This is a genomic window from Saccharothrix stipae (assembly GCF_054781895.1).
In genome coordinates, this window is sequence record NZ_BAAGTN010000022.1 from 46458 (window position 1) to 69040 (window position 22583).

Below are 22583 nucleotides of genomic sequence, written 5' to 3' on the forward strand. Positions count from 1 at the left end.
GGTTTGGCGCTATGCCACCGAACGGCGGGAAACCTCGTGGTGCCAACGCCGCGGGCCGTCCGCGGCGCACCCACGACCCGAGGGGGTCCGATGAGCACCCGCACGCTGGTCGCCGCCATCGCCTGCACGGCGGCGTTCGTGGCACCGGTCGCGCACGCGGTGGACGACCCGGGCGGCTTGGCCGCGTGCGGGACGACGCCGGAGGACCGCGCGACCACGCGCGGCGAGACGCAGACCCGGTCGCAGTCCTGGTTGGACGCCCGGGTGCCGTACAGCCAGCAGGCCTGCCACCAGAACGAGCACGGCAACTACCGCACCGACTGCTCCGGCTACGTCTCGATGGCGTGGGGCCTCACCCACTCCCGCACCACGACCACGCTGCGCGACGTCGCCACCGAGATCGCGCACGCCGAACTGCTGCCCGGTGACGCCCTGGTCAACGCGGGCCACGCGGCGCTGTTCGTCCGCTGGGCGGACGACGCGAGGTCGGAGCCGGTCGTGCGCGAGCAGACCGGCCCCGACGGCGAGCCGCCGGTGGAGCGGAAGTGGACGGCGCGGACGGCGGGCGCCTACACCCCGTTGCGCTACCACAAGGTGGTCGAGGGCTGACGCGTCAGCTCTGGCAGGGCGTCCCGTTCAGGGTGAACGCGGTCGGCTTGCCGTTCGCGCCCGCCCAGCTGCCCAGGAACCCGAACGACACCGAGCCGCCCGGTGGGATCATGCTGTTCCAGGACGCGTGGCGCACGCTCACCGCCGCGCCGTCCTGGGTGTGGGTGGCGGCCCAGAGCTGGGTGATCCGCTGACCGTCGGCGAACGACCAGGCGAGCGTCCACGCGGTGATCGGCGCGGTGCTCCGGTTGGTGATCCGGACCTCGGCCTGGAAACCGCCCTGCCACTGCCCGCCGATCGTGTAGGCGACCGCGCACAACGCCGGGGGCGAAGTCGTGGTGGTCGTCATGGTCGTAGTCGTGGTGGTCGTGGTCGTCGTAGTGGTCGTCGTCGTGCTGGTCGGACCGCCGATCCGACCCGGGTCCACCACGCCCCAGTAGGCGTCCTTCGCCTGCAACCTCGTGTCGAACAGCAGCGGGTGGTCCTTGCGGGTCACCGGGAAGCTGTCCAGCCACGTGCTGTCGTCCGCCAGTCCCCACAAGGTCACCGAGCTGATGTGGTCGGAGTACTTCTTGTACAGCTCGAAGAAGTCGCGGTACCGGTAGGCCTGGGTGAGCAGCACCTCGCGCGGCGGCGTCGGGTAGGACTGGCCGCTGTCGGTGTAGACGGAGACGTCCATCTCGGTGATCTGTTGGTCGATGCCCAGCGGCACGAACTTCGCCAGCATCGCCTCGGTCTCCGGCAGCGCCGGCCACTGCACGTTGACGTGCATCTGGTGGCCCACCGCGTCGACCGGCACACCCTCGGCACGCAGCCGCACCACCAGGTCGTAGAGCTTGTCGCGCTTGGCCGGCACGTTGGTGTTGTAGTCGTTGATCACCAGCCGGGCGTTCGGCGCGACCTCGCGGGCCACGCGGAACGCCGTGCGCAGGTAGTCCAAGCCGGTGATCTCGAACCACTTGCTGCGCCGCATGCCGTCCGCCTGGGCCTCGTCGACGACCTCGTTCACCACGTCCCACACCGGGATGTCCTCGCCGAAGTGGCCGACGACCGCGCGGACGTGCGCCTCCAGGCGGGACAGCAGCAGGGCCTTGTTCTCCGGGGTCGCGGTCATGTCGTTGCCCGCGGCGTCCTTGAACACCCACGCCGGTGTCTGCTGGTGCCACACCAGCGTGTGCCCGCGCACGGCCGAGCCGTTGGCCTTCGCCCAGGCGACGAGGGTCTCCGCGTCGCCGAAGCGGAACGCGCCCTCGGTGGGTTCGGTGGCGTCCCACTTCAGCGTGTTGCCCGGCGTGATCGAGTCGAAGTGCTTGGCGAGCAGCTGACCGTGGTTGTCCAACACCTGCGCGCCTTCGACGGCGGCGCCCACGGCGAAGTGGTCGGCCAGCACGTCCTTGACCGACGGGATGTCGGTCTGGATCGGCGGCAACGGCGTGTGGGACAGGGAGAAGTCGTCGATGTGCAGGGCCGCCGTGGCGCTGCCCAGCTCGACGTAGGTGGCGAGGAACTCGACGTCGGCGGCGAGGGTGTAGCTGCCGCGCAGGTTGACCCAGCCGTCCGCGCTCACCGCAGTGTCGCCCACGACCTGGTCGTAGCTCGGCGTGCCCGCGGTGCGTCGCTCGACCGACAGCCGGGCCTGCGTGGCCGCCTCGCCCGCCGCCAGGCGCACCCACACCGACAGGTCGTAGCGGACGCCCTTCCGCACCTCGTCGAGCAGGTCGAGCGTCGGCCCCTGCCAGGTCTGGGCACGGCCGGTGATCGCGAGGCCGTGGGTGCCGCTGCGGGCCACCGCGGTGCTCGGCTCGACCACCTCGCCGGCGCGGGACGTCCAGCCCTGTGCGGTGCCGTCGTCGAACGTGCTGGAGACCACGACCACGGGTTCGTCGGCGACGGCCCGCGGGCTCGCGTGCGGCGCCAACGTGACCAGGCCGGCCACGACCGAGGTCGCGAGCACACCGGCGAGAACTCTCCTCATCGAGAATCCCTCTTCCGTCGAACGGTTCTGGGAGCGCTCCCAGAACTCCTCGTCCGGACTATAGGCAGGCCCGTCGACCGCCGGCCGGCCACCGTTCAGCCCAAAGCACCCGCACCGGCGCTCGCACGGCCCGCACGACCGACATGGGTGGCCGGGCCACGCCCGGGTACGGCCGAATGCGAGCGGAAGCACAAAGCACTTGTTCGAATGAACATCCTTTGCGAAGGTTGCTCACGTGAAGAGCACCGACCGCCACCGCGTGATCGTCGAACGGCTCCGCTCCGGCGCACAGGTCGCCGTGGCGGAGCTGGCGGCCGCGACCGGCGCGTCGGAGATGACCATCCGCCGCGACCTGGACCTGCTCGCGGCGGGCGGTGTGTTGCGCCGGGTGCACGGCGGGGCGGTGCCGCTCAGCCCGGCGGGGGTCGAGCCGCCGTTCACGGCGCGCACCGCGACCGCCACCGCGGCGAAACGCGCCATCGCGGCGGCCGCCGTCGACCTGGTCCGGGACGGCGAGACGATCGTGCTGGACAGCGGCTCGACGGCGGTCGAGGTGGCGAAGCTGCTGCGCGGCCGCCCGGTGGCGGTGATGCCGCTGTCCCTGCACGCGGTGCGCGAGCTGCTCGACGCGCCCGAGGTGCGCCTGCTGCTGCCCGGCGGCGAGCCGCGGCCCGGCGAGCTGGCCATGGTGGGCCCACTGGCGCTGGCGTCGCTACGGGCGCTTCGCTTCGACGTGGCCCTGCTCAGCCCGTGCGCGATCGACCTCGACGCCGGGCTCACCGCGCACAACCTCGCCGACGCCGAGGTCAAGCAGCAGGCGATGGCGGTGTCCGCGCGCACGGTCGTGCTCGCCGACAGCACCAAGTTCGGCCGCACCGCGCTCGCCCACGTCTGCCCCGCCGACCGACCCGACGTGCTCGTCACCGACCCCGACACCCCTGCGGACGTGCGCCGCGAGCTCGACGCACGCGGGGTGCTCGTGCACGTAGCCGAACGACTGGAGAACCCGTGACGACCCCCCTGCCGCGCGCCGCCCGCGTCGCGACCTGGATCTACTTCACCCTCAACGGGTTCGCCGTCGGCCTGTGGGTGGTGCACATCCCGAACATCGAGCGCGCGACCGGCATCTCGCACAGCGCCCTGGGCGCGCTGCTGCTCGTGCTCGGCGGTGCGGCGTTCGTCGGCATGCAGGTCGCCGGTCCGCTCGCCGACCGGCTGGGCCAGCGCAAGCTCCTGCCCGCGGCGGGCGTGCTGCTCGGCGTCGCCCTGTTCTTCCCCGGCCTGGCCGACACGTGGTGGGCGCTGGGACTGGCGCTGCTGTTGTTCGGCTTCGGCAACGGCACGATCGACGTGGCGATGAACTCCCACGCCGTGGTCGTGGAACGCGCCTACCCGCGGCCGATCATGGCGTCGTTCCACGCCATGTGGTCCATCGGCGGCGCGATCGCGGCGGTGGTCGGCGCGGTCACGCTCGGTGCGGCCGTGCCCACGGCGGTGACGTTGAGCGCGTGCGGTGCGTTCACCATCGTCGTGTCGCTGCTCACCGGCCGGTTCCTGATCGACGCCGACACCGAGGAGCGGGCGGAGGGCGCGTCCGAGGCCCCGGCGGCGAAGCCGTCGACCAAGCTGGTGTGGCTGCTGGGCGCGATCGCGTTCGCCATGATGCTCGCCGAAGGCGTCGCCAACGACTGGGCCGCGCTGCACGCCGAGGACGTCCTGGGCACCTCCACCAGCACCGCCGCCTTCGCCTACGGCTCGTTCGCGGTGGCGATGACCGTCGGCCGGTTCGCCACCGACCGGGTCGCCGCGGCCGTCGGTCCCGTCGCCATCGTGCGGTACGGGGCGGCACTGGCCGCGCTCGGGCTCACGCTCGTGGTGTTCTCGCCGTGGGTGGGGCTCGCGTTCGCGGGCTGGGCGTTGTTCGGCCTGGGCCTGTCCGGCAGCGTGCCGCAGCTGTTCTCCGCCGCGGGCAACCTGGACAAGCGGTCGTCCGGCGCGCTGATGGCGCGGGTCGTCGGCCTCGGCTACGTGGGCCTGCTCGCGGGTCCGGCGCTGATCGGCGGCTTGGCGCACTGGATCCCGTTGAACGTGGCGTTCCTCGTCCCGGTGGCGCTGTGCCTGCTCGGGGTGGTCTTCGCCGGCGTCCTGGCGCCCCGCCCGGCGCCGACCGCGCAACCCGTCACCTCGCCGAGCCGCTGACCCGCGCGCGGCGCTACTCGCAGCCGATGCCGTCCTTGTCGTGGTCCAGGCGGTACGGGTCCGCGCCGACGACGGTGACCGGCCCGCGCACGTAGGCCGGCCCGTCGCCCGAACCACCCTCGCAGTCGACGTCGCTCGCGATCGGCACGCACGGCTTGTAGTTGGCGTGGCAGCCCTGGTTCGGCGCGGGCGGCGGCGGGGCCTGGGTCGCCGGGTTCGGCTGGGGGTTGGGCTGCGGGTTCGGTTGCGGGTTCGGTTGCGGGTTGGGTTGCGGCTTCGGAGCCGGCGCCGCGACCGTGGTGGTGGTGGTGGTGGTGGTCGTCGTGGTCGTGGTCGTAGTCGTGGTGGTGGTGGTGGTGGTGGTCGTAGGCGCGGTAGTGGTCGTCGTCGGCACGGTCGTCCGCGTCGTGGTCAGCGGGGCGGCCGAGTCCGGAGTGGACGGTGAGTCGTCGGCCAGTGCGCCGATGACGATGAACAGGAACACCACCGCGGCGGCGGCGATCCACGCCGGACGGTGGGACTTGCGCTTCGCCTGCGGCGCGTAGACCGCGGGCTGCGGCGGCACGCCCGCGGCGGACGTGTCACGCGGCAGTTGGAGCACGACCTCCGAGCCCCGGTTGCCCCGTCGGATCACCGCTTCGCAGCCCGGCGTGCCGCCCGCCTCGATCACCCGGCCGAGCACGTCGGCGTAGCGCCGCGACATCAGGTAGGTCAGCTCGCCGACGCGCTGCCCGTCCAACCGCACCTCGATGGCGTACTGGCCGCGGTGCTTGCCCGAGCCGATGGTGCACCAGGCCAGCGCGACCGCGACGCGTCGCTGCTCGCCGGGCGCGACCGGGTACCTCGCCAACCACTCCTGGTGGTGCTCCTCGCCGGTCACCACGACCGGGACCCCGGTCTCCAGCATGACCAGACCTAATGCGGAGTTCTCCACCACAGCGTGCTCCTTACACCGAACGGATGTACGCCGGTCATCGAGCCGGTTCTACGCTCTGTTACCACCGAAAGAGAGTGGCTGAACACTCACAAATCTTCCACTTGCCGCTTGACAGGCGATCGTGCAGTGCGGTGAGCTGTAGCAAGAGTGAGTGACTGACCAGTCACACAATTTCGGAGGAAACCATGACCACCCGAACGGCCGAACGGTCGACCGGTGCCGCAACCACCGCCCTCCTCGCGACCGCGGTGCTCGCGGCGGCGAACGCGTCCTACTTCCTTGTCCTGGCCGGGCAGCCCAACCCCGGCATGGCCGCCGTGTCCGCCCTCCCCCTGGCCACCGCCGCGCTGTTGTGGCGACGCGTCCGGTTCGCCCCGGTCGTGACGATCGTCGTGGCGGTGGCGACGGTCTTCTTCCACCCCGTCGACCTGGCGTTCGACCTGGGCCGACCGGGCGACGTGCCGCCGTTCGCGGTGGCGGCGGTGCTGGTGGCGGCGGCCGGCGTGGCCGTGGTGTCGTCGGTGGTGCTGATGTCGGGCCGTGGTCGTGGCGTCGGCGGCGAACGGCTCGTCGTGCTCGGCGGTGGCGCGGCGGTCGGTGTGGCGCTCGCGGCGACCCTGCTGGTGGTGTGGCCGCAGGCCGACGACACCGGGTCGCTGACCGACGAGCAGATCGCCGCGCTGCCCACCGTGGACATGGAGAACTTCAAGTTCTCCCCGGCCCAGCTGCGGGTCGACCGGGGGCGACCGGTGGCGTTCCGGTTCACCAACGACACCGACGACAACCACACGTTCACGATCACCGAGCTGGGCGTGGACGTCGAGGTGCCCAGCGGCCGCACCCGGATCACCGTGGTGGCCGCCGAGCCGGGCCGGTACGCGGTGCACTGCGCCGCCGGCGACCACCGGGAGAAGGGCATGGTCGGCCGGTTGACCGTCACCGACGGCGCGCTCCCGGCACCGTCCTCCCCGACCGCCGGCGAGACCTCCGGTGCGCACCACCATGGCTGAGCGGAAGGTGTCCCGCCGGACCGCGCTGATCGCGGGCGGCCTGACCGCGGGCGCCCTCGTCGCGGGTGGCGTGCCGCTCCTGCGCGCCGCCCTCGCCGGACCCGCCGACGGCCCGCCGCTCCCCCGACCACCCACCCTGCCGCTGCGCGCGGGCGCGGACGGTGTGCTGCGCGGTGAGCTGGTCGCCGCGCAGGCGGGGAACTCCCTGCGCTACAACGGTTCCGCCCCCGGCCCGCTGGTGATGCTCCGCGAGGGCGACCGGGTGCGACTGGAGTTCCGCAACGACCTCGACACCGACAGCAGCCTGCACCTGCACGGCCTGCCGCTGGCACCCGCCGTGGACGCACCGCTGGCCCACGTGGCTCCCGGCGCGACGAGCGTGCAGGAGTTCGACGTGCCCGCGGGCGTGGCCGGCACCTACTGGTACCACCCGCACGCGCACGGCGACGTCGAACGGCAGCTCCTGGCGGGCCTCGCCGGGCCGATCGTCGTCACCGGCCCGACCGACGAGCTGCTCGAGCCGTGCGACGACAGGGTGTTGGTGTTCACCCGCACCGGGGCGGAGATCAGCGTCAACGGCGTGGTCCGGCCCGTGCTCACCCCCACCGCCGGCCGGACCAGGCTGCGCCTGCTCAACGCCACGGCGGGCGACCACCTCCTGGTCGGCGTGCTGCGGTCGGGCGATCGCACGGCCCTGCACCTGGTCGCCACGGACGGCGGTTTCGTCGCCGAACCGGTCGGGATCACCGAGGTCCTGCTCGCACCCGGCGAACGCGCCGACGTGCTGGTGGACACCAGCGCGGCCGGGCGGCTGGAGCTCACCGCGCTGCCGTACTCGGTCTACGGCCCCGGCGGCGCGACGAGCACCGCGTTCCGGCTGGCCGCGCTGGAGGTGCCCGCCGGGTTGGCGCCGGTCGCGTTGCCGGCGCGGTTGCGGGACGTCGAGGTGCTGGACGAGGCGGATGCGGTGCGGCGCAGGCGGATCGTGCTCGGCGGCGACGGGACCGACCGCTTCACGGTGGACGGCCGGACCTTCGACCACCACCGCGTGGACCTCCGGGCCCGGCTCGGCACGCTGGAGGTCTGGGACGTGGTCAACGAGCACACCACCGACCACCCGTTCCACCTGCACAGCTACTCGTTCCAGGTGCTGGCACGCGACGACGTGCGCGAACCGCGGCGGGCCTGGCGCGACACCGTCAACGTCCCGCCCGGCGGCACGGTGACGATCGCGGTGCCGTTGCGCGGCGAGGGAGGCCGCACGGTCTACCACTGCCACATCGCCTCGCACGAGGACCTGGGCATGATGGGCGTGCTGGAGGTCACCTGACGTCGATAGGCTGCACCGGTATGGAGCCGGCGCTGGTCATCGTCGACATGCAGGACGTGCTGATCCCGCTCGTCTGGCGGGGTGACGAGCTGGCCGACCGCATCGCGTCCCTGGCGCGCGCGGCCCGGCGGCAGGGTGTGCCGGTGATCGCGCTGCGGCAGGTCGGGCCCGCAGGCACGGACTTCGACCCCGACGAGCCGGGCACGCGGCTCAGCCCCCGCCTCGGTCTGGAGCCGACGGACGTGGTCGTCCGCAAGACCGCGACCGACGCCTTCTACCGCACCGAGCTCGCCGCGGTGCTCGCCGAGCGGCACGTGGACACCGTCGTGCTGACCGGCCTCGCCACCGACTACTGCGTCGACACGACCGCGCGGTCCGCGCTGAGCCACGGCCTGGACGTGGTGCTGGTCAGCGACGGGCACGCACCGGCCGCCGACGGCGACCCGGCGGCGGGCCTGACCGCCGAGCAGGTCGTCGACCGGCACAACCGGATCCTCAGCACCGCGATCCACCCCGGCGGGACGCTGCTCCTGCGCGCCGCGTCCGACGTCGTGTTCCGGCCGCCCGCCTGACGCACGGCCGCCGGCGTGACGCGGGAGGACCGGTCGCGATGTCGACGTGCACGGCGGGGGCCGGTCCGGGGTGTCGTCCCGGACCGGCCCCGGCGACCGGGTGGCGCGGGTCAGCCGCTGACCGAGGCCGAGAAGTTGTTGACCGCCAGGCCGACGCCGCCGTTCCACGGCTCGAAACCGGCCTGGATGCTGGTCAGGTACCACGACGTGGTGATCGCGCCGCGGTTGCGGACGTCGTTGATGAAGTCGAGCACGTTGAACGACCACGACGTGATCGGCGACGGCGCGACGTAGGAGATCACGTTGTTGGCGCCGTTGCTGCCGCGCCAGACCTGCCAACTGCGGCCGCCGATGGTGGTGTTGCCGACGGCGCTGCCGATCGGCTGGATCGAGCCCTGGCGGTTGAACCAGATCATGATCTCCATCTGGTTGACCCCGTTGGTCTTGGGCGTGGGGTCGAGCCAGATGTCGTAGGAGGCGTTGTAGGTGCCGCCCACGTAGCTGTAGTTGATCGAGGACGTCGCGCTGCGGATCCGGCTGACCTGCATCGGCAGGTTGCTGCCCGGCGAGCAGTTGGTGTAGTGGCAGCCCAGGAACACCGACGGGTACGACAGCGGCGCGCCGTTGGTCGGCGCCGAGCCCTGCTGCTGGGTGATCCGGAAACCGGTCGAGGTGACGTTGATGCACTGGGTCGCCGAGGTGCCCCACCGGTTGTTCTGGACCACGTAACGGCCCTGGATGGTGGTCGACCCGTACTGCTGGCAGATCGTCGTGTCGGCCTGGGCGGCCGGTCCGGTCGTGACGACCACACTGGCGGCCATCAGTCCGGCCAGCACGAGAGCTCGGACGGTGCTACGCATGGAACTCCTTTCGAAGGGTCCACGACGGCGGGGAATCTCCGGGAGCGCTCCCAGAGTAGACCGGATTGCCCCCGCCGTACACGTCGAGCCGGAACCGGTTCCGATCGCGCGGCACGGTCGCCGGGTCGCGCACTTCCACCGGCACGTGCTCGTCCAGCCCTTGCCGGCCCTCAGGCGTCAGGCGAGCCCTTGGGGGAACGCCAGGACGCGGTCCGGGTCGTAGCGACGCGCGACGCGGCGCAGTCGTGGGAGGTTGCGGCCGTAGTAGGCGGTCGGCCAGTCCGGCATGTCCGGGTCGATGTAGTTGACGTAGCCGGTGCCGTGGCCGATCCCGTCGCGCAGGTCGGCCAGGATGCGGCGGGCCTCGGCCTCGTCGACGCCGACCACGTCGACGTACGCCTGGGCGCTGGCGATGGCGTGCCGGTGCGGGAACGCGGTGGCTTCCGGCCGCACGCGCGCGATCGCGCCGCCGAACGTGTCGAACTGCGCCCGACCCGTCCGCCGCCCGTCCAGCAGGCCGACGACGCGCGCCGGGTCGACCGGCCGGTACAGCATCCGGGAGGAGGCCACGAACGGCGAGCCGTCGTCCGGTTGGCACGCGGGCAGGCAGCCGGCGAAGAACCGCATGGCGCTGCCGTAGTCCATCGGCAGGACCGTGCGGCTGGTCGGCGCGACCTTCGCGGCGAACCGGTCGAGCAGCCGGGTCAGCTCGTCGGCCGGGCCGATCCAGCTGCCGATGACGTTGGTGGTCGGCGGGCTGCCCGCGCCGACGTTGCACGCCGACCACAGGCCGTCCGGTGTGCCGACCACCCACTCCTGCCACGCGCCGAGCACGTCGGTCGCCGCACCCGTCGGGAACGCCAGGAGGAACGCGGTCACGTCCGGTGCGGGCGCGGTGTCGAAGGTGAACGACGTGACGACGCCGAAGTTGCCGCCACCGCCGCCTCGCAGCGCCCAGAACAGGTCGGGTTCGGTGTGCGCGTCGGTCCGGCGCACCCGGCTGCCCGGTGTCACGATCCGCGCGGCGCGCAGGTGGTCGCACGTCAGGCCGTACTTGCGGCCCACGACGCTGATCCCGCCGCCCAGCGCCAGCCCGCCGATGCCGACCGTGGGGCACGAGCCGGCGGGCAGCAGCCGACCGCGCCGGGCCAACTCGTCGTACAGGTCGATCATCCGGGTGCCCGCGCCGACCTCGGCCCGGCCCCGGTGGTCCACCCGGATCGCGCGCAGCGCGGACAGGTCGACGACGAGGCCGTTCTCCGGCACCGAGTAGCCGGCGTAGCTGTGCCCGCCGCTGCGCGCGGCGACCGGGATCCTTTCCCGCGCGGCGAATTCCAGGCACCGGGCGACGTCGGACTCGTCGGCGCACAGCGCGACGGCCGCGGGCCTGCGGTGCGCGTACACCGTGTTGTACGGCCGGCGCACGGTGTCGTAGGCGTCGTCGCCCGGCAGCACCAGCCTGCCGGTGAGCTTGCGGCGCAGCCGGTCCCAATCGCGCTCCCACGCCCCCAGCGTGACGAGTCCGGTTGCCTGGATGAAGGTTCTGCGACCGAATTCCATGAGTACTACCCCCGACCCATGGTCCCGCCGCCGGCCCGCACGCCACTCCGCCGAACGGTCGGAGTTCGGGTCGGGGTACCGATCCAGGTCGCGGGAGGCGACCGCCCGACTCGAACCCCCGCGGCGATCACGGTTGGTAGCGGAACCCGGGCTTGGTGACCAGGTCGACCAGCTGCCGCTCGGTCAACGGCACGCTGTCGCGAGTGGCGGGTTCCGGGTACGGCACGCCCTGGGACAGCACGGTGACCTCGGTGATGATCGTCGCCTGCACCACCGTGCCGTCGGGGAGGCGCGCGGTCGCCGACACCATGCCCGGCAGGCCGGTGTCGTGGTCACGCGCCACCGCGACCTCGACGCCGTCGACGGACGTCACGGTCGGTGTTCCCACCCTCGTGGCCCGCGCCGCGGTGAAGAGCGGGCAGCGGCTCTCCGCCGTGCACTTCTCCGGTGCGGTGGCCGACCGCACGTACACCGTCAACGTGGCACGCCCCTTGGCGTCGACGAACACCGCGGAGGCCAGGTAGCCGCCCGAGGTGTCCTCGCCGAACGGGCGGAAGTGCAGCGGCGGTACTTCCGGCGCGGCGCCGTCCGGGAGCGTGGCGACGAGGTCGAAGCCGTCCGGGACGACGTCCGCCGCGGCCAGTGCCGCGGTCAGGTCGTCGGCGTGCCCGAGCGTGGTCCGCACCGGCCGCACGTCGGTCGGCGGCTGGGCCGTGGTCGTGAGCACGGCACTCGTCGCGGACGCCACGGTGGACGACGGGGTCACGCCGACGAGCACGCTCGTCACCGTCGCGACCACCACCCCGACCGACAACGCGGCGACCACCACCGCCTTCCGTCGCGCCGACGCCCGGTGCGCCGACCGCAGCACCTCCTCCGGCGAGTGCAGCGGCCCGGTGTCGCCTTCCAGCGCCGGGGCGAGCATCCTGCGCACTTCGTCCACGTCGTTCACGACGCCACTCCTCCCTTGTCCAGGTTGCCGTTCAGTTCCCGCCGCAACGCCGCGAGGCCCTTGGCGCACTGGCTCTTGACGGTGCCCTCGCTGCACTTGAGCAACGTCGCCGTCTGCGTGACCGACAGGTCCTCCCAGTACCGCAGCACGACCGCCGCGCGCTGACCCGGCGGCAACGTCGCCAACGCGCGCTGCACGTCGACGCCGTGCTCGTGCTCGACCTCGACGGCGGGCAGGTCCGGCGGTTCGGCGACCGGTCTCTCCGAGCGCTTCAACGGCCGCCGGTGGTCGATCACGGTGCGCACGAGCACCGTGCGCCAGTACGCGTCGACCGAGTCGGCCCGCCGCACGCGCGACCACGAGCGGTACAGCTTGAGCAGCGTGGCCTGCGCCAGGTCCTCGGCCAGGTGCCAGTCGGCGCACAGCAGGAACGCCGTCCGCCGCACGTGGCCGTGCTTCGCCCGGACGAACGCGACGAACTCGGCATCTTTGTCCTTCACCCGTCCACCCCCTCCACCACCACGACGAGGTGCGGCCGCCGTTCGGTTGCCGCCGACCCGTTCGGCGCGCCGGGCCACGCGAATGGCCGCTCCGGTCCGACGACCGGCGGTGGGACGATCGACCACTCGCCGCGGTCGCCGAGTCCCAGGGGGTTTCCCGATGAGTTCCGACGTCCTGACCGCCATCGCGGCCCTCGCGCCGCGGTTGACCGGCGCCGCCGCGCGGGCCGACGAGGACCGCCGGTTGGCCGACGACACCGTGGCGGCGTTGCGGGACGCGGGCACGTTCCGCGCCACCCGGCCCGCGCGGTACGGCGGTGCGGAGGCCTCGATCCGCACGCACCTGGACCTGTCGTCGGCGGTGGCCGCGATCGACGGCGGCGCGGGCTGGTCGACGGCGCTGTGGAACGGCGGCAACTGGATCGTCGCCCTGTTCCCCGAGCAGGCGCGGCAGGACGTGTGGGGCGCCGACCCCGACGCCCTGACCAGCGGCACGTTGATGCCGAGCGGGAGGGCCGAGCGCGCGCCGGGCGGTTACCGGCTCAGCGGCGCCTGGACCTACGCCTCCGGGATCGGGCACGCGTCGTGGGGCCTTGCGGCGGCGGTCCTGGACGACGGCCTGGCGTGGCTGCTGGTGCCGCGCGAGGACTTCGAGGTCGTGGACGAGTGGCACGTGGCCGGGATGAGGTCCACCGGCAGCAACCGGTTCGTGGTGCAGGACGCGTTCGTGCCCGAGCACCGCGTGCTGCGGATCGAACAGGTGATGGCGGGCGCCAACGTCACGGCGGCCACCGCACCCACCTTCCGCGCCGCGTTCGTGCCGTCGCTGGTGGTGATGATCACCGGTCCGCTGCTGGGCCTCGGCCGTGCGGCACTGGCGCACGTCATCGACGCCGCGCCGGACAAGGGCATCGCGTACACGGGCTTCGCCAGCCAGCGCGACTCGGCCGCCTTCCAGCTCCTGGTCGCCGAGGCCGCCTGCGCGGTGGACAGCGCCGAGCTGCACGCCTACCGCGCCGCCGACGCCCTCGACCGGCACGCCGCCGAGGCCACCTACCCGCCCGAGCTGCTGCGCACCCGTTGTCGTGCCGACGCCTCCGTGGCCGTCCGCTACGTGACCCGCGCCCTGGAGACGCTGATGTACGCGCACGGTTCGCGCGGCTTCGCCGACGCCAGCCCGCTGCAACGGATCTGGCGCGACGCGAACGTGGCCGCCCGCCACGGCATGCTGCTCCCGCAGGTCAACCTGGAGCTCTACGGCTCGACCCTGGTGGGCGCGGAGAACACCGTCAGCCCGTTCGTCTGATCACCCGATCCGGATCACGTGCTTGCCGCGCACGCCACCGGCTTCCAACGCGCGGTGCGCCGCGGCGACGTCGGCGAGCGGGTGGACCGCGTCGACCACCGGCCGGACCGCGCCGCTCTCCACCAGCGCGGTGAGGTCCGCGAACAGGTCGGACCCGGGGTTGCCGCTGAAGAACCGGACGCGACGCGGCCCGAACAGCGCGGACCCGAGGACGTAGCCGACATCGGCCGCGGAGCGGAAGGCGATGCCGACCATGCGGCCACCGGGGCCGAGCAGGCGGCGGTAGGCGCGCGGCGTGCTCCCGTGGGTGTCCAGGACGACGTCGAACCGGCCGAGGTCGGCGGGGTCGGTGCGGTAGTCGATCGCCTCGTCGGCGCCCAGTCCGCGGACGAAGTCGAGGTTGCGCCCGCTCGCCAGGGCGGTGACGTGCGCGCCGTAGGCCTTGCCGACCTGCACCGCCACGCTGCCCACTCCCCCGCTCGCACCGCGCACCAGGAGTCGTTCGCCCCGGCGCAACCGGGCCTTGTCCCGCAGGGCGGTGATCGCGGTGGTGCCGACGCCGGGCAGCGCGGCGGCCTGGACCAGGTCGAGACCGGCGGGGCTGGGCGCGAGCCGGTCCGGGCGGACGGCGACGTACTCGGCGGCGCTGCCGAACCGGCCGCGCGGCAGGCCTCCCCACACGTGGGTACCGGGCGGGAAACCCGGGCCGGACACGACCTCGCCCGCGAAGTCGATGCCCACGCGCTTGGGGAACCCCCGGCCGAGCAGGAACCCCAGCCGGCCGGACCGGCCCATGAGCTCGCCGCCGTTCACGCTGGCCGCGTGGACGCGCACCACCACCTGCCCCGGCCCGGCATCCGGGTCGGGCACGACACCCTCGTACAAGACCTCCGGCGGCCCGTACCGGTCGAACAGCGCTGCACGCATCCGTCACCTCTCGCACAAGTGGAAGCTCTCCTCCACTTCGACGCTAGCAGGACAAGCGGAAGGTGCCCTCCACTTGAGCTAAAGTGAGAGACGTGCCCGGTGAGACGACTCGGTTGCGCGTGGACGCGCGGGAGAACCGCGACCGCATCCTCGCCACGGCGCGGGAGGCGTTCGCCGCCGACGGGCTGGACGTGTCGATGACCGAGATCGCCCGACGCGCCGGCGTGGGCGTGGCGACCCTCTACCGCCGCTTCCCCACGAAGGAGGCGCTGGTCACCGAGGTGTTCGCGGACCAGTTGGAGGCCTGCACGGCCGAGGTGCACCGAGCCGCGGAGGACCCGGACCCGTGGCGTGGCTTCTGCCGGGTGGTGGCGGGGCTCTGCGACATGCAGGCGCGGGACCGCGGGTTCAGCGCGGCGTTCCTGACCGCCTTCCCCGACGCGGTGCCGGTGGACGAGAAGCGCGCGTCGGCGGAGGAGGTGTTCGCCGGGCTGGTGTCGCGCGCCAAGGCCGCGGGCAGGCTGCGCCCCGACTTCACCACCGACGACCTGACGCTGGTGCTGATGGCCAACAACGGTCTGGTCACCGACTCGGTGGACGCGGCCGTGGCCGCCGCACGCCGCCTGGTCGCGTACTTCCTCCAGGCCTTCCAAGCACGCGACCCGCTGCCGCCGCCCGTCCGCCTCGGGCTGCGCGAGGCGCTCGGCCGACATCGGCCGCGGTGACCAGGAGCGCGCCGTTCGGCTTGCTCCTACCGGTGCACCCGCGAGGTCACGCCTCCGACGTCACGGCCCGCGAGCCGCTAGCCCTGCTCCTGCTCGACCCGCCGGTTCCACTCGCCCTTGGCCGACTGCCAGCCGTCCTCGTCCGCGCCGAGCCGCCAGTAGCCGGAGATCGACATCTGCTCGCGCGGCACGCCCCGGTCCAGCTTCAGGTGCCCGCGCAGGTCCTTGACCATGTTCGCCTCGCCGTGCACGAACACCCCGACCACGCCCTCGGGGAACGGCAGCGCCTCGACCGCCGCCACCACCAGCCGGCCGCGCGGGCCGCCGCCGCGGTGCAGCCACCGCAGGTCGACCTGTCCCGCCGTCCGCACGACCTGCTCGTCCTCCGGTCCGTCGACCTCGACGAACACCTCGGCCCGAGCGCCCGCGGGCAACGCCTCCAGGGCCGCCGCGATGGCGGGCCAGGCGCTCTCGTCACCGGCCATCAGGTGCCAGGCGACGTCCGGGTCGGGCGCGTACCCACCGCCGGGTCCGGCGAAGTGGAGCACGTCACCGGGCTGCGCCTTGGCCGCCCACGGCCCGGCCACGCCGGAGTCGCCGTGCGTGACGAAGTCGATCCACAGCTCACCTGCATCGCCGTCCCACTTGCGCACGGTGTAGGTGCGGGTCCGCGGCCACTTGTCCCGCGGCATCGCCGCGCGGATCGCACCGAGGTCGAACGGCTCGGGGTAGAGCACGTCCGCCAAGGGGAAGGCGAGCTTGACGTAGCTGTCGGTGTAGGGGCCGACGGCGAAATCCGCGAGCCCTTCTCCCCCGAGCACGACGCGGACCATCTGCGGCGCGATCCGCTCGGTGCGCACCACTCGCCCGCTCCTGCCCCGGGAACGTTCGGCCATGTCGCGCACCCCTCGCTGATTCCAACGGAGCAATCAGCTCTCACCGTACGTGACGGTCGGGCCGTGACCGCCCGCGAGGCTTCCCCGGCGAGGACGCCCCCGCCGGGGAAGCCGGCACGACCTACCGCTCGACCAGCGGTCGAACCTCGATCACGCCACCGAGCCGGGCGGCCGGGGTCTTGGCGGCGATGTCCAGCGCCGTGTCCAGGTCGGCCACGTCGAGGATGTAGTACCCGCCCAGGACCTCCTTGGTGCCGGCGAACGGCCCGTCGGTCAGTAAGCGCTCGCCGTCCGAGACGCGCAGCGTGGTCGCGGTCTCGGCCGGCTGCAACCGTTCCCCGCCGATCACGCGCTCATCCGACATCAACGCGATGTACTCGGCCGAGATGGCCTGGAGCTCGGCGTCGTCGAGCCCGTTGTAGACCTCGGGCAGTTCGTTGATCAACAGCATGAACTTCATTGAATGAGCTCCTCGAACGTTTGGTAATGCTGTTATCACTCAACCAGAGGATGGGCTGCGGGTGTGGCGAGGACGGACAAATTTGATCTATGACGCGGGTCACAACCGACACCGGGAGCCTTGGACAGTCCACAAAGGACAGCACAACCGGCGCCACCGGCGTGACGTCCCGTCAGGTGACCACGACGGGGCGGTGGGACGCCGTGTGACGTCCCACCGCCCCGTGGGTCAGCGCACGTCCCACTCCCGCGCCAACCGGGCGGCCAGCGCGAGGTTCGCCGCGGCGGCCTCTTCGGTGCGCCGCCCGTAGCCGCACGCGGCGGCGACACCGGTCACGGGCGCGTCGAGCGCCTCCGCGGTCAGCCGCAGCGCCTCACGCGTCTCCTCCGGGTAGTCCTCGACCACCACGCCCGCGATGATCCCGATCCCTCGCCGCAGGTGCCGGAGCTCCTCGTAGAACGCGGGATCGGTGGGCGGCGGGCTCTGGCCGCTGGCCACCGGCAGGTGCACGGTCGGCATCGGCGCGCCCTGCTCGGCCAGCAGGTCGGCCAGCGCGTTGAGGAACCGCACCGCCGACCGCAGGTCGGTCGGCGTGAACACCGGCACGCGTTCCAGGTCGCCGTAGCACAGGTGCAGCACCCACTGGGCGCGCGGAGCGGCGTCGAGCACCCCGGCCACCTGGCGGGTGAGGTCGGCGGTCAGCATCGCCCAGGCGGGCGGTGGCGCGAGGTGGTAGGCCACCAGCACGGCGGGCGTCTCCAGCTGGAGCTGCAACCGGTCACCCCACCGGGCGTCGAGCTCGGCCACCTCGTGCCGCACCGCGGCCTGCATGGTGGGCATCCACTCGCGGGCGGCGTCGATCGAGCCGAACGCGAACAGCGCGAGGTCCAGCGCGTTGGGTATGCCGACCTGCACGCGCGGCCGTTCACCCGGACCGCCGGGGCACAACCGGTCCAGTGCCGCGAAGGCCGCCTCGGCCTGTTCGACGCGGCCGAGGCCGACCTCCTGCTCGCTCAGCCGCCGCCCGGGCCGGACGCGGTAGTACGGCATGTCGTCGTAGCCGCGGCTCTCGCCGCCGCGCACCTGTTCGAGCGAGGGCACGGACGACATGTGGTGGGTGAGCCAGTCGATGATCCACCGCGGGTCGCGGTCGGACGGCAGGGCGGTCAGCTCGGCCTCGCCCCGGTGTTCGATGAACCAGCGCATGGCGGTGGCGGGGTCGTCGCACAGCGGACGCGGCAGCGAGCCGACGAGGTGGACGGGCAACGGGCGGTGTGCTTGGTCGTCTGCCTGAGTGGGTGCATCTACGGTCGTGCGGGACATGAGTCTTCTGCTTTCGAACGAGACGAAGCATGGCACGCCCGGGAGTGCCGCAGGATCTCCGCGCCCGACTACCCGGCGTCCACCGCATCCTGACCGGGCCGGACGCCACCTGTCCACTTAGGATGATCACGGAAATCCCACCGTGCACATCATCCACGCGTTCGTGTGAACCCGTTGCCCGCACGCGGAAACCCGCGTGACGAAAGGAATCATCGTTACCGATCAGCGGAGGACGTCGGCGACGATGGCGACACCCTCGGCGATGCCGGTCGTCGAAGTCGGCGTACCGCTCGGCCTCGACCACGCCCTCCCGGTACGCGCTCGGCACGAGCGGCCAACCCACCCGCAGGGCCGGGGCGAGGCCCTCCGACACGCTCCCCGCACAGCACCCGCGTTCACCTGATCCACCGTCGGCCGGTCGGGAGACTAGGCTCCCCGCATGGCGAGGTACTTCGACGTGCACCCGGTCAACCCGCAGCGCAGGTCCATCGACCAAGCGGTGGAGCTGATCAAGTCGGACGGTCTGATCGCCTACCCGACCGACTCGTGCTACGCGCTCGGCTGCCGGCTCGGCAACAAGGCGGGGCTGGACCGGATCCGGCAGATCCGGCACCTGGACGACCGGCACCACTTCACGCTCATGTGTCGCGACTTCTCGCAGCTGGGGCAGTTCGTGCACGTGGACAACGCGGTCTTCCGGGCGATCAAGGCGGCGACGCCGGGCAGCTACACGTTCATCCTCCCGGCGACCACCGAGGTGCCGCGGCGGCTGATGCACCCGAAGAAGAAGACCGTGGGCGCGCGCATCCCGGACCACCCGGTGGCACAGGCGCTGCTGGCGCAGCTCGGCGAACCGCTGCTGTCCAGCACGCTGCTGCTGCCCGACCAGGAAGAGCCGCTGGTGCACGGCTGGGACATCAAGGAGCGGCTGGACCACGTCGTCGACGCGGTGCTGGACGCGGGCGACTGCGGCACCGAGCCGACCACCGTGGTCGACTTCTCCCAGGGTGAGCCGGAGATCGTCCGGCTGGGCGCGGGCGACCCGGCCCGCTTCGCCTGATCCCGGACCCGCCCGCCTCCGGCGTCCGACGCCGGCCTGCCTGCCAACGGATCACCGGGTTTGCGCCGCACAGAGGTATGGGAGCGTTCCCAGAGTCGGTAACTTCCTGCTACCCCTCAGCGCAGAAGGAGCTCCCCGTGCGGAAACGGTTGTCCTCGGCGGTCCTCGCCGTCCTGCTCTCGGTCGTCGCCCTCCCGGTCGCGGACGCCGCCGGCCCGGACCACGATCACCGGCTCAAGACCTGCGCCAAGCCGGGTCTGCTGTTCTGCGAGGACTTCCAGCAGGTGCCCACCGGCGCGGGCACGAGCCTGAAGTGGGGTGTGGACACCCGCAACGGCTCGCTGGAGGTCGAACGCGACCGGCGCGGCCAGAAGGTGCTGCACGTGCGGGCGGAGGGCAACGGCCGGGCGTTCCTCAAGGTGGACGACTTCGCCGCACCGGGCAACAGCTTCTACGGCCGGGTCCGGGTGAAGGTCGAGGCGTTCCCGGACGCGCCGGACTGGGCGCACTACACCTTGGTCGAGGCCACCGGTGACGGCCCCGAGGTCGTGCGGCCGCTCGGCGGCCAGTACGTGCCCACGTTGGACAAGGCGTTGTGGGGCGTGGGCGCGGACGGCGGCCCGACCGGCGACTGGACGAACTGGCGCGAGTCCGCGCCGTCGAAGGCCGGCGCGTGGACGTGCGTCGAGTGGCGGATGGACGCCTCGGACAACCGGATCACGCTGTGGTTCGACGGCGTGCCGAACCCCGACCTGACCGTCTCGACCCGCGAGCACGGCGGCAATCAGGTCGACTTCCTGTTCCCGAAGTTCGACACGGTCAAGCTCGGCTGGCAGCTCTACCAGCCCAACGAGGGCAGCTACGACATCTGGCTGGACGACATCGCGTTGGGCGCCCGGCGCATCGGCTGCTAGGCGTGCGGTAACGCGAAGGCGGGCCTTTCGGCTCGGTGGCCGGTGTGGTCGAACCTCCCGACCGCCGCCGAAAGACCCGCCTTCCTCGCCGATATCACCGCCCTCGTCGGCCGGCCCGGGTCAAGAACCCGATCAGCATGTTTTCAGGTTGGGCACCGGTTCTCCGTTGTTGCCTCCCGAGATGTAGACAACGTTCAGCCACACGCGGACGTTCCCGCTGTCGTCATCGGTCAGCGCCCACCAGTTGTTCCAGTACTGCCCCACCGTCACCTTCTTGTCCGTCTTCTTCTGGCAGTAGAAGTATTCGTTCCCGCCGGACATCGACCCCCATTGCTTCTTGACGTCCGGCAGGCAGTAGGTGGGCGCGTTCCTCTTCCAGACGAACTTGACGGTCGTGCCCGCGGGATAGCTCTTCACACAGACGCCGTTGACCCGGTCGTCGACTTCCGCGGCGGGCGCCGCGGCGCTGACACCGGTCAACATCAACGCGGCGGCCGCGATGGCGAACACGACACCGGCAATCTTGCGGAACATGTGCATTGCGGTCCTCTCGTGATCGACTCCGAACCGGAGCCCTCGCGGTCCAGTGGAACCGTCCGGCCATCGACGGGGAAGGCGAATTCACGGATCTCACCCGATCCGGGATCTTCATTACCGTGGCGGTATTCGCGGTCGGCACGATCCGAGAAGCGACCGTCGCGATTTCCGGTGCCATCACCCCGACAAGGAGGGGGTGGTCACCCACAATGACCACAGGGCACACTCCGTGGTTCACGAGTACCGTACCGGGCGGTTTCACGGCCCGATAGCGCACCTTCGCGGACGACGTCCCCGGAACGCCCGCCAAGTCGTTTCGATCGACTCGAACCGACAAGGAGAGGGGACAGTCGATGTCTACCGCACAAGAAGGTCAGGCCGGCCCCGGGATCGGCGCGGAACGCAGACGGAGGATCGCCGTGGCGACGACCGCGGCCGCGCTGTCCGCCGCGGTCGTCGCACCTCAGGCGGTCGCGTCAGCGTCCTCGTTGTCCGACTTCGAGCCGTGCCAGGACGACCCGAAGGCGCGGTGCGCGACGTTGTCCGTGCCCGAGCGGTGGGACGCGGTGGACTTGGCCGACGTCATCGGGCTCAAGGTGGTGAAGCGGGAGGCGAGCGGATCGGGCGGCGCGTACAAGGGGGTGCTGCTCTTCGACAACGGCGGCCCGGACGGCGGATCGGCCGACGCGTTGGAGCACGACGGGTACCGGAAGTTCACCGAGCCGGTGCGCCGTGCCTTCGACATCGTCGCGATCAACCAGCGGGAGGGCAGGATCGCCTGCCAAGGCCCTCGGGTGAACGAGCAACTGCCGCTGGACCCGTCGCTGAGCACCTTCACCGTCCTCACCGCCGACAACGACCGCTACGCCAAGAGCTGCCGACCGCCCGGCCTCAAGACGGTCGACTCGGTGGACCGGGCCAGGGACCTGGACGCGCTCCGCCGGGGCCTCGGCGTCGACGTGGTCGGCTTCTACGGCGTGTCCTACGGGACCGTGGCCGGGCAGGCGCCGGCCGAGCTGTTCCCGGACACCGTCCGGTCGATGGTGCTCGACAGCCCGCAGTACCCGCGGCTGAGCACCCGCGACTACCTCGTCACCGCCGCGGCGGGCGTCGAGGACGTGGTGCACGGGTTCGCCCGCTGGTGCCAGGCACACCAGTTCACCCGACCCAAGAAGGGGTCGTGCCGGACCCTCGCCCGGACGATCGGCAAGGGCGTCGGAATCACGGCCAAGCACGTGCTCGACCACCTGGCCGGGCTGCGCTCCCTGGCCGAGGCCGGGGAGCTCCGGGACGGCCAGGGCGAGCTCGTGACTCCCGACACGCTCACGGCCGTGTTCCAATCCCTCCACCACAACAAAGACAGCAGCTTCTCCCTCGAGGAGCAAGCCGACGTCCTCGCGACGTGGCGAGCCGGACACGGGCGGGACACCACCGCCCGAACGGTCGACGAGCCCACCCCGGACGCGCAGACGCTGTTGCGCTGCAACGACTTCTTCGACCGGACCATCACCACCGACGACCAGTGGCGGGACCTGTGGCGGAGCAGCCGTGAGGTTGCGCCGATAGTCCGGACCTCCTCGTGGCACTGGACCTGGGCGCGGGCGTGCCTGGGCACCGACCTGGGCGAGTGGCGTCCCGGGCCGTTCCCCGGGCAGGTGCCGTTGGTGGTCGCCTCGATGCGGTACGACGGCGCCACGCCCCAGGTCTGGGCGCGGCGGCTCGCGTCCGCCCCTTCCGCTCCGCTGATCAGCTACAACGGGTTCGGGCACGGCGCCTACGACGCCACGATCGAGCACCGGACCGGCCGCGACTGCGTCGCCCGCCCGATCGAGGCCTTCCTCCTCGACGGGACGAAGCCCGCCGACACGCGGTGCCAGGGGCGGACGGCGGTTCCCGGCTCCTGAGTGGTCGCGCGACCGAAAACCAGGCGC

22 protein-coding genes are annotated in these 22583 nt (G+C 72.2%); 11 read left to right on the top strand and 11 right to left on the bottom strand.

Going from position 1 to position 22583, the window contains the following annotated elements; all coding sequences use genetic code 11:
• The first annotated feature begins 90 nt into the window (after positions 1-90).
• Positions 91-609, top strand: a complete 519-nt coding sequence (locus tag ACYVLT_RS35225) for a hypothetical protein (protein ID WP_461124489.1) — start codon at positions 91-93, stop codon at positions 607-609.
• A 4-nt stretch (positions 610-613) separates the two neighbouring features.
• Here ACYVLT_RS35225 and ACYVLT_RS35230 read toward each other — a convergent pair whose 3' ends face one another.
• A complete protein-coding gene (locus tag ACYVLT_RS35230; RefSeq protein WP_461124490.1) occupies positions 614-2584 on the bottom strand; it encodes an endo-1,4-beta-xylanase in 1971 nt (656 codons plus the stop codon).
• A gap of 235 nt (positions 2585-2819) precedes the next feature.
• Here ACYVLT_RS35230 and ACYVLT_RS35235 point away from each other — a divergent pair, with 235 nt between their 5' ends.
• Together ACYVLT_RS35235 and ACYVLT_RS35240 are read left to right on the top strand one after the other, a co-directional pair.
• Entirely contained in the window at positions 2820-3596 is a 777-nt protein-coding gene (locus tag ACYVLT_RS35235; RefSeq protein WP_461124491.1) for a DeoR/GlpR family DNA-binding transcription regulator, read from the top strand.
• The gene (locus tag ACYVLT_RS35240) at positions 3593-4783 is read left to right on the top strand and encodes an MFS transporter (RefSeq protein WP_461124492.1); all 1191 of its coding nucleotides are present in this window, start codon (positions 3593-3595) and stop codon (positions 4781-4783) included. The genes ACYVLT_RS35235 and ACYVLT_RS35240 overlap by 4 nt, the downstream gene beginning before the upstream one ends.
• A gap of 13 nt (positions 4784-4796) precedes the next feature.
• Here ACYVLT_RS35240 and ACYVLT_RS35245 read toward each other — a convergent pair whose 3' ends face one another.
• A complete protein-coding gene (locus ACYVLT_RS35245) occupies positions 4797-5720 on the bottom strand; it encodes a hypothetical protein (protein ID WP_461124493.1) in 924 nt (307 codons plus the stop codon).
• A gap of 185 nt (positions 5721-5905) precedes the next feature.
• Here ACYVLT_RS35245 and ACYVLT_RS35250 point away from each other — a divergent pair, with 185 nt between their 5' ends.
• The 3 genes from ACYVLT_RS35250 to ACYVLT_RS35260 are packed head-to-tail and all read left to right on the top strand — an operon-like array spanning position 5906 to position 8632.
• Entirely contained in the window at positions 5906-6730 is an 825-nt protein-coding gene (locus ACYVLT_RS35250) for a cupredoxin domain-containing protein (protein WP_461124494.1), read from the top strand.
• A complete protein-coding gene (locus ACYVLT_RS35255; protein WP_461124495.1) occupies positions 6723-8060 on the top strand; it encodes a multicopper oxidase family protein in 1338 nt (445 codons plus the stop codon). The genes ACYVLT_RS35250 and ACYVLT_RS35255 overlap by 8 nt, the downstream gene beginning before the upstream one ends.
• Positions 8061-8080: 20 nt before the next feature.
• Positions 8081-8632 (top strand): cysteine hydrolase family protein, encoded by a 552-nt coding sequence (locus tag ACYVLT_RS35260; RefSeq protein ID WP_461124496.1) that lies wholly within the window; start codon positions 8081-8083, stop codon positions 8630-8632.
• A gap of 110 nt (positions 8633-8742) precedes the next feature.
• Here ACYVLT_RS35260 and ACYVLT_RS35265 read toward each other — a convergent pair whose 3' ends face one another.
• The 4 genes from ACYVLT_RS35265 to ACYVLT_RS35280 form a co-directional block, all read right to left on the bottom strand.
• A complete protein-coding gene (locus ACYVLT_RS35265) occupies positions 8743-9492 on the bottom strand; it encodes a GH12 family glycosyl hydrolase domain-containing protein (protein ID WP_461124497.1) in 750 nt (249 codons plus the stop codon).
• 177 nt (positions 9493-9669) lie between these two features.
• Positions 9670-11052 carry an FAD-binding oxidoreductase gene (locus tag ACYVLT_RS35270; RefSeq protein ID WP_461124498.1) on the bottom strand — a complete coding sequence of 461 codons (1383 nt, stop codon included), beginning with the start codon at positions 11050-11052 and terminating at the stop codon, positions 9670-9672.
• Between the two features lie 127 nt (positions 11053-11179).
• Positions 11180-12004, bottom strand: a complete 825-nt coding sequence (locus ACYVLT_RS35275) for a hypothetical protein (RefSeq protein ID WP_461124499.1) — start codon at positions 12002-12004, stop codon at positions 11180-11182.
• Positions 12001-12504, bottom strand: coding sequence for a SigE family RNA polymerase sigma factor (locus ACYVLT_RS35280; protein ID WP_461124500.1), 504 nt, complete (start codon positions 12502-12504; stop codon positions 12001-12003). Before ACYVLT_RS35280 ends, ACYVLT_RS35275 begins: the two co-directional genes overlap by 4 nt.
• Before the next feature lie 160 nt (positions 12505-12664).
• Here ACYVLT_RS35280 and ACYVLT_RS35285 point away from each other — a divergent pair, with 160 nt between their 5' ends.
• Complete coding sequence (locus ACYVLT_RS35285) at positions 12665-13810, top strand: acyl-CoA dehydrogenase family protein (protein WP_461124501.1); 1146 nt, start codon at positions 12665-12667, stop codon at positions 13808-13810.
• Here the strand turns inward: ACYVLT_RS35285 and ACYVLT_RS35290 are convergent, their stop codons facing one another.
• On the bottom strand, positions 13811-14737 hold the full coding sequence (locus ACYVLT_RS35290; RefSeq protein WP_461124502.1) for an NAD(P)-dependent alcohol dehydrogenase: 927 nt from the start codon (positions 14735-14737) through the stop codon (positions 13811-13813).
• Between the two features lie 92 nt (positions 14738-14829).
• On the opposite strand from ACYVLT_RS35290, the gene ACYVLT_RS35295 reads away from it, so the two are divergent.
• Positions 14830-15462 carry a TetR/AcrR family transcriptional regulator gene (locus ACYVLT_RS35295; RefSeq protein ID WP_461124503.1) on the top strand — a complete coding sequence of 211 codons (633 nt, stop codon included), beginning with the start codon at positions 14830-14832 and terminating at the stop codon, positions 15460-15462.
• A 77-nt stretch (positions 15463-15539) separates the two neighbouring features.
• Here ACYVLT_RS35295 and ACYVLT_RS35300 read toward each other — a convergent pair whose 3' ends face one another.
• The 3 genes from ACYVLT_RS35300 to ACYVLT_RS35310 form a co-directional block, all read right to left on the bottom strand.
• Positions 15540-16358, bottom strand: a complete 819-nt coding sequence (locus ACYVLT_RS35300; RefSeq protein ID WP_461124504.1) for a siderophore-interacting protein — start codon at positions 16356-16358, stop codon at positions 15540-15542.
• A 121-nt stretch (positions 16359-16479) separates the two neighbouring features.
• Positions 16480-16818 carry a YciI family protein gene (locus tag ACYVLT_RS35305; RefSeq protein ID WP_360464334.1) on the bottom strand — a complete coding sequence of 113 codons (339 nt, stop codon included), beginning with the start codon at positions 16816-16818 and terminating at the stop codon, positions 16480-16482.
• A 228-nt stretch (positions 16819-17046) separates the two neighbouring features.
• Positions 17047-18084, bottom strand: coding sequence for a hypothetical protein (locus tag ACYVLT_RS35310; protein ID WP_461124505.1), 1038 nt, complete (start codon positions 18082-18084; stop codon positions 17047-17049).
• 496 nt (positions 18085-18580) lie between these two features.
• Between ACYVLT_RS35310 and ACYVLT_RS35315 the strand changes: the two genes are divergently transcribed.
• Together ACYVLT_RS35315 and ACYVLT_RS35320 are read left to right on the top strand one after the other, a co-directional pair.
• Positions 18581-19201, top strand: a complete 621-nt coding sequence (locus ACYVLT_RS35315) for an L-threonylcarbamoyladenylate synthase (RefSeq protein WP_360464345.1) — start codon at positions 18581-18583, stop codon at positions 19199-19201.
• Between the two features lie 137 nt (positions 19202-19338).
• Positions 19339-20115 carry a hypothetical protein gene (locus ACYVLT_RS35320; RefSeq protein ID WP_461124506.1) on the top strand — a complete coding sequence of 259 codons (777 nt, stop codon included), beginning with the start codon at positions 19339-19341 and terminating at the stop codon, positions 20113-20115.
• A gap of 132 nt (positions 20116-20247) precedes the next feature.
• Here ACYVLT_RS35320 and ACYVLT_RS35325 read toward each other — a convergent pair whose 3' ends face one another.
• Positions 20248-20649: a hypothetical protein gene (locus ACYVLT_RS35325; RefSeq protein WP_461124507.1), complete on the bottom strand. Its 402-nt coding sequence runs from the start codon at positions 20647-20649 to the stop codon at positions 20248-20250.
• A gap of 422 nt (positions 20650-21071) precedes the next feature.
• On the opposite strand from ACYVLT_RS35325, the gene ACYVLT_RS35330 reads away from it, so the two are divergent.
• Entirely contained in the window at positions 21072-22556 is a 1485-nt protein-coding gene (locus ACYVLT_RS35330) for an alpha/beta fold hydrolase (RefSeq protein ID WP_461124508.1), read from the top strand.
• The last annotated feature ends 27 nt before the right edge of the window (positions 22557-22583 follow it).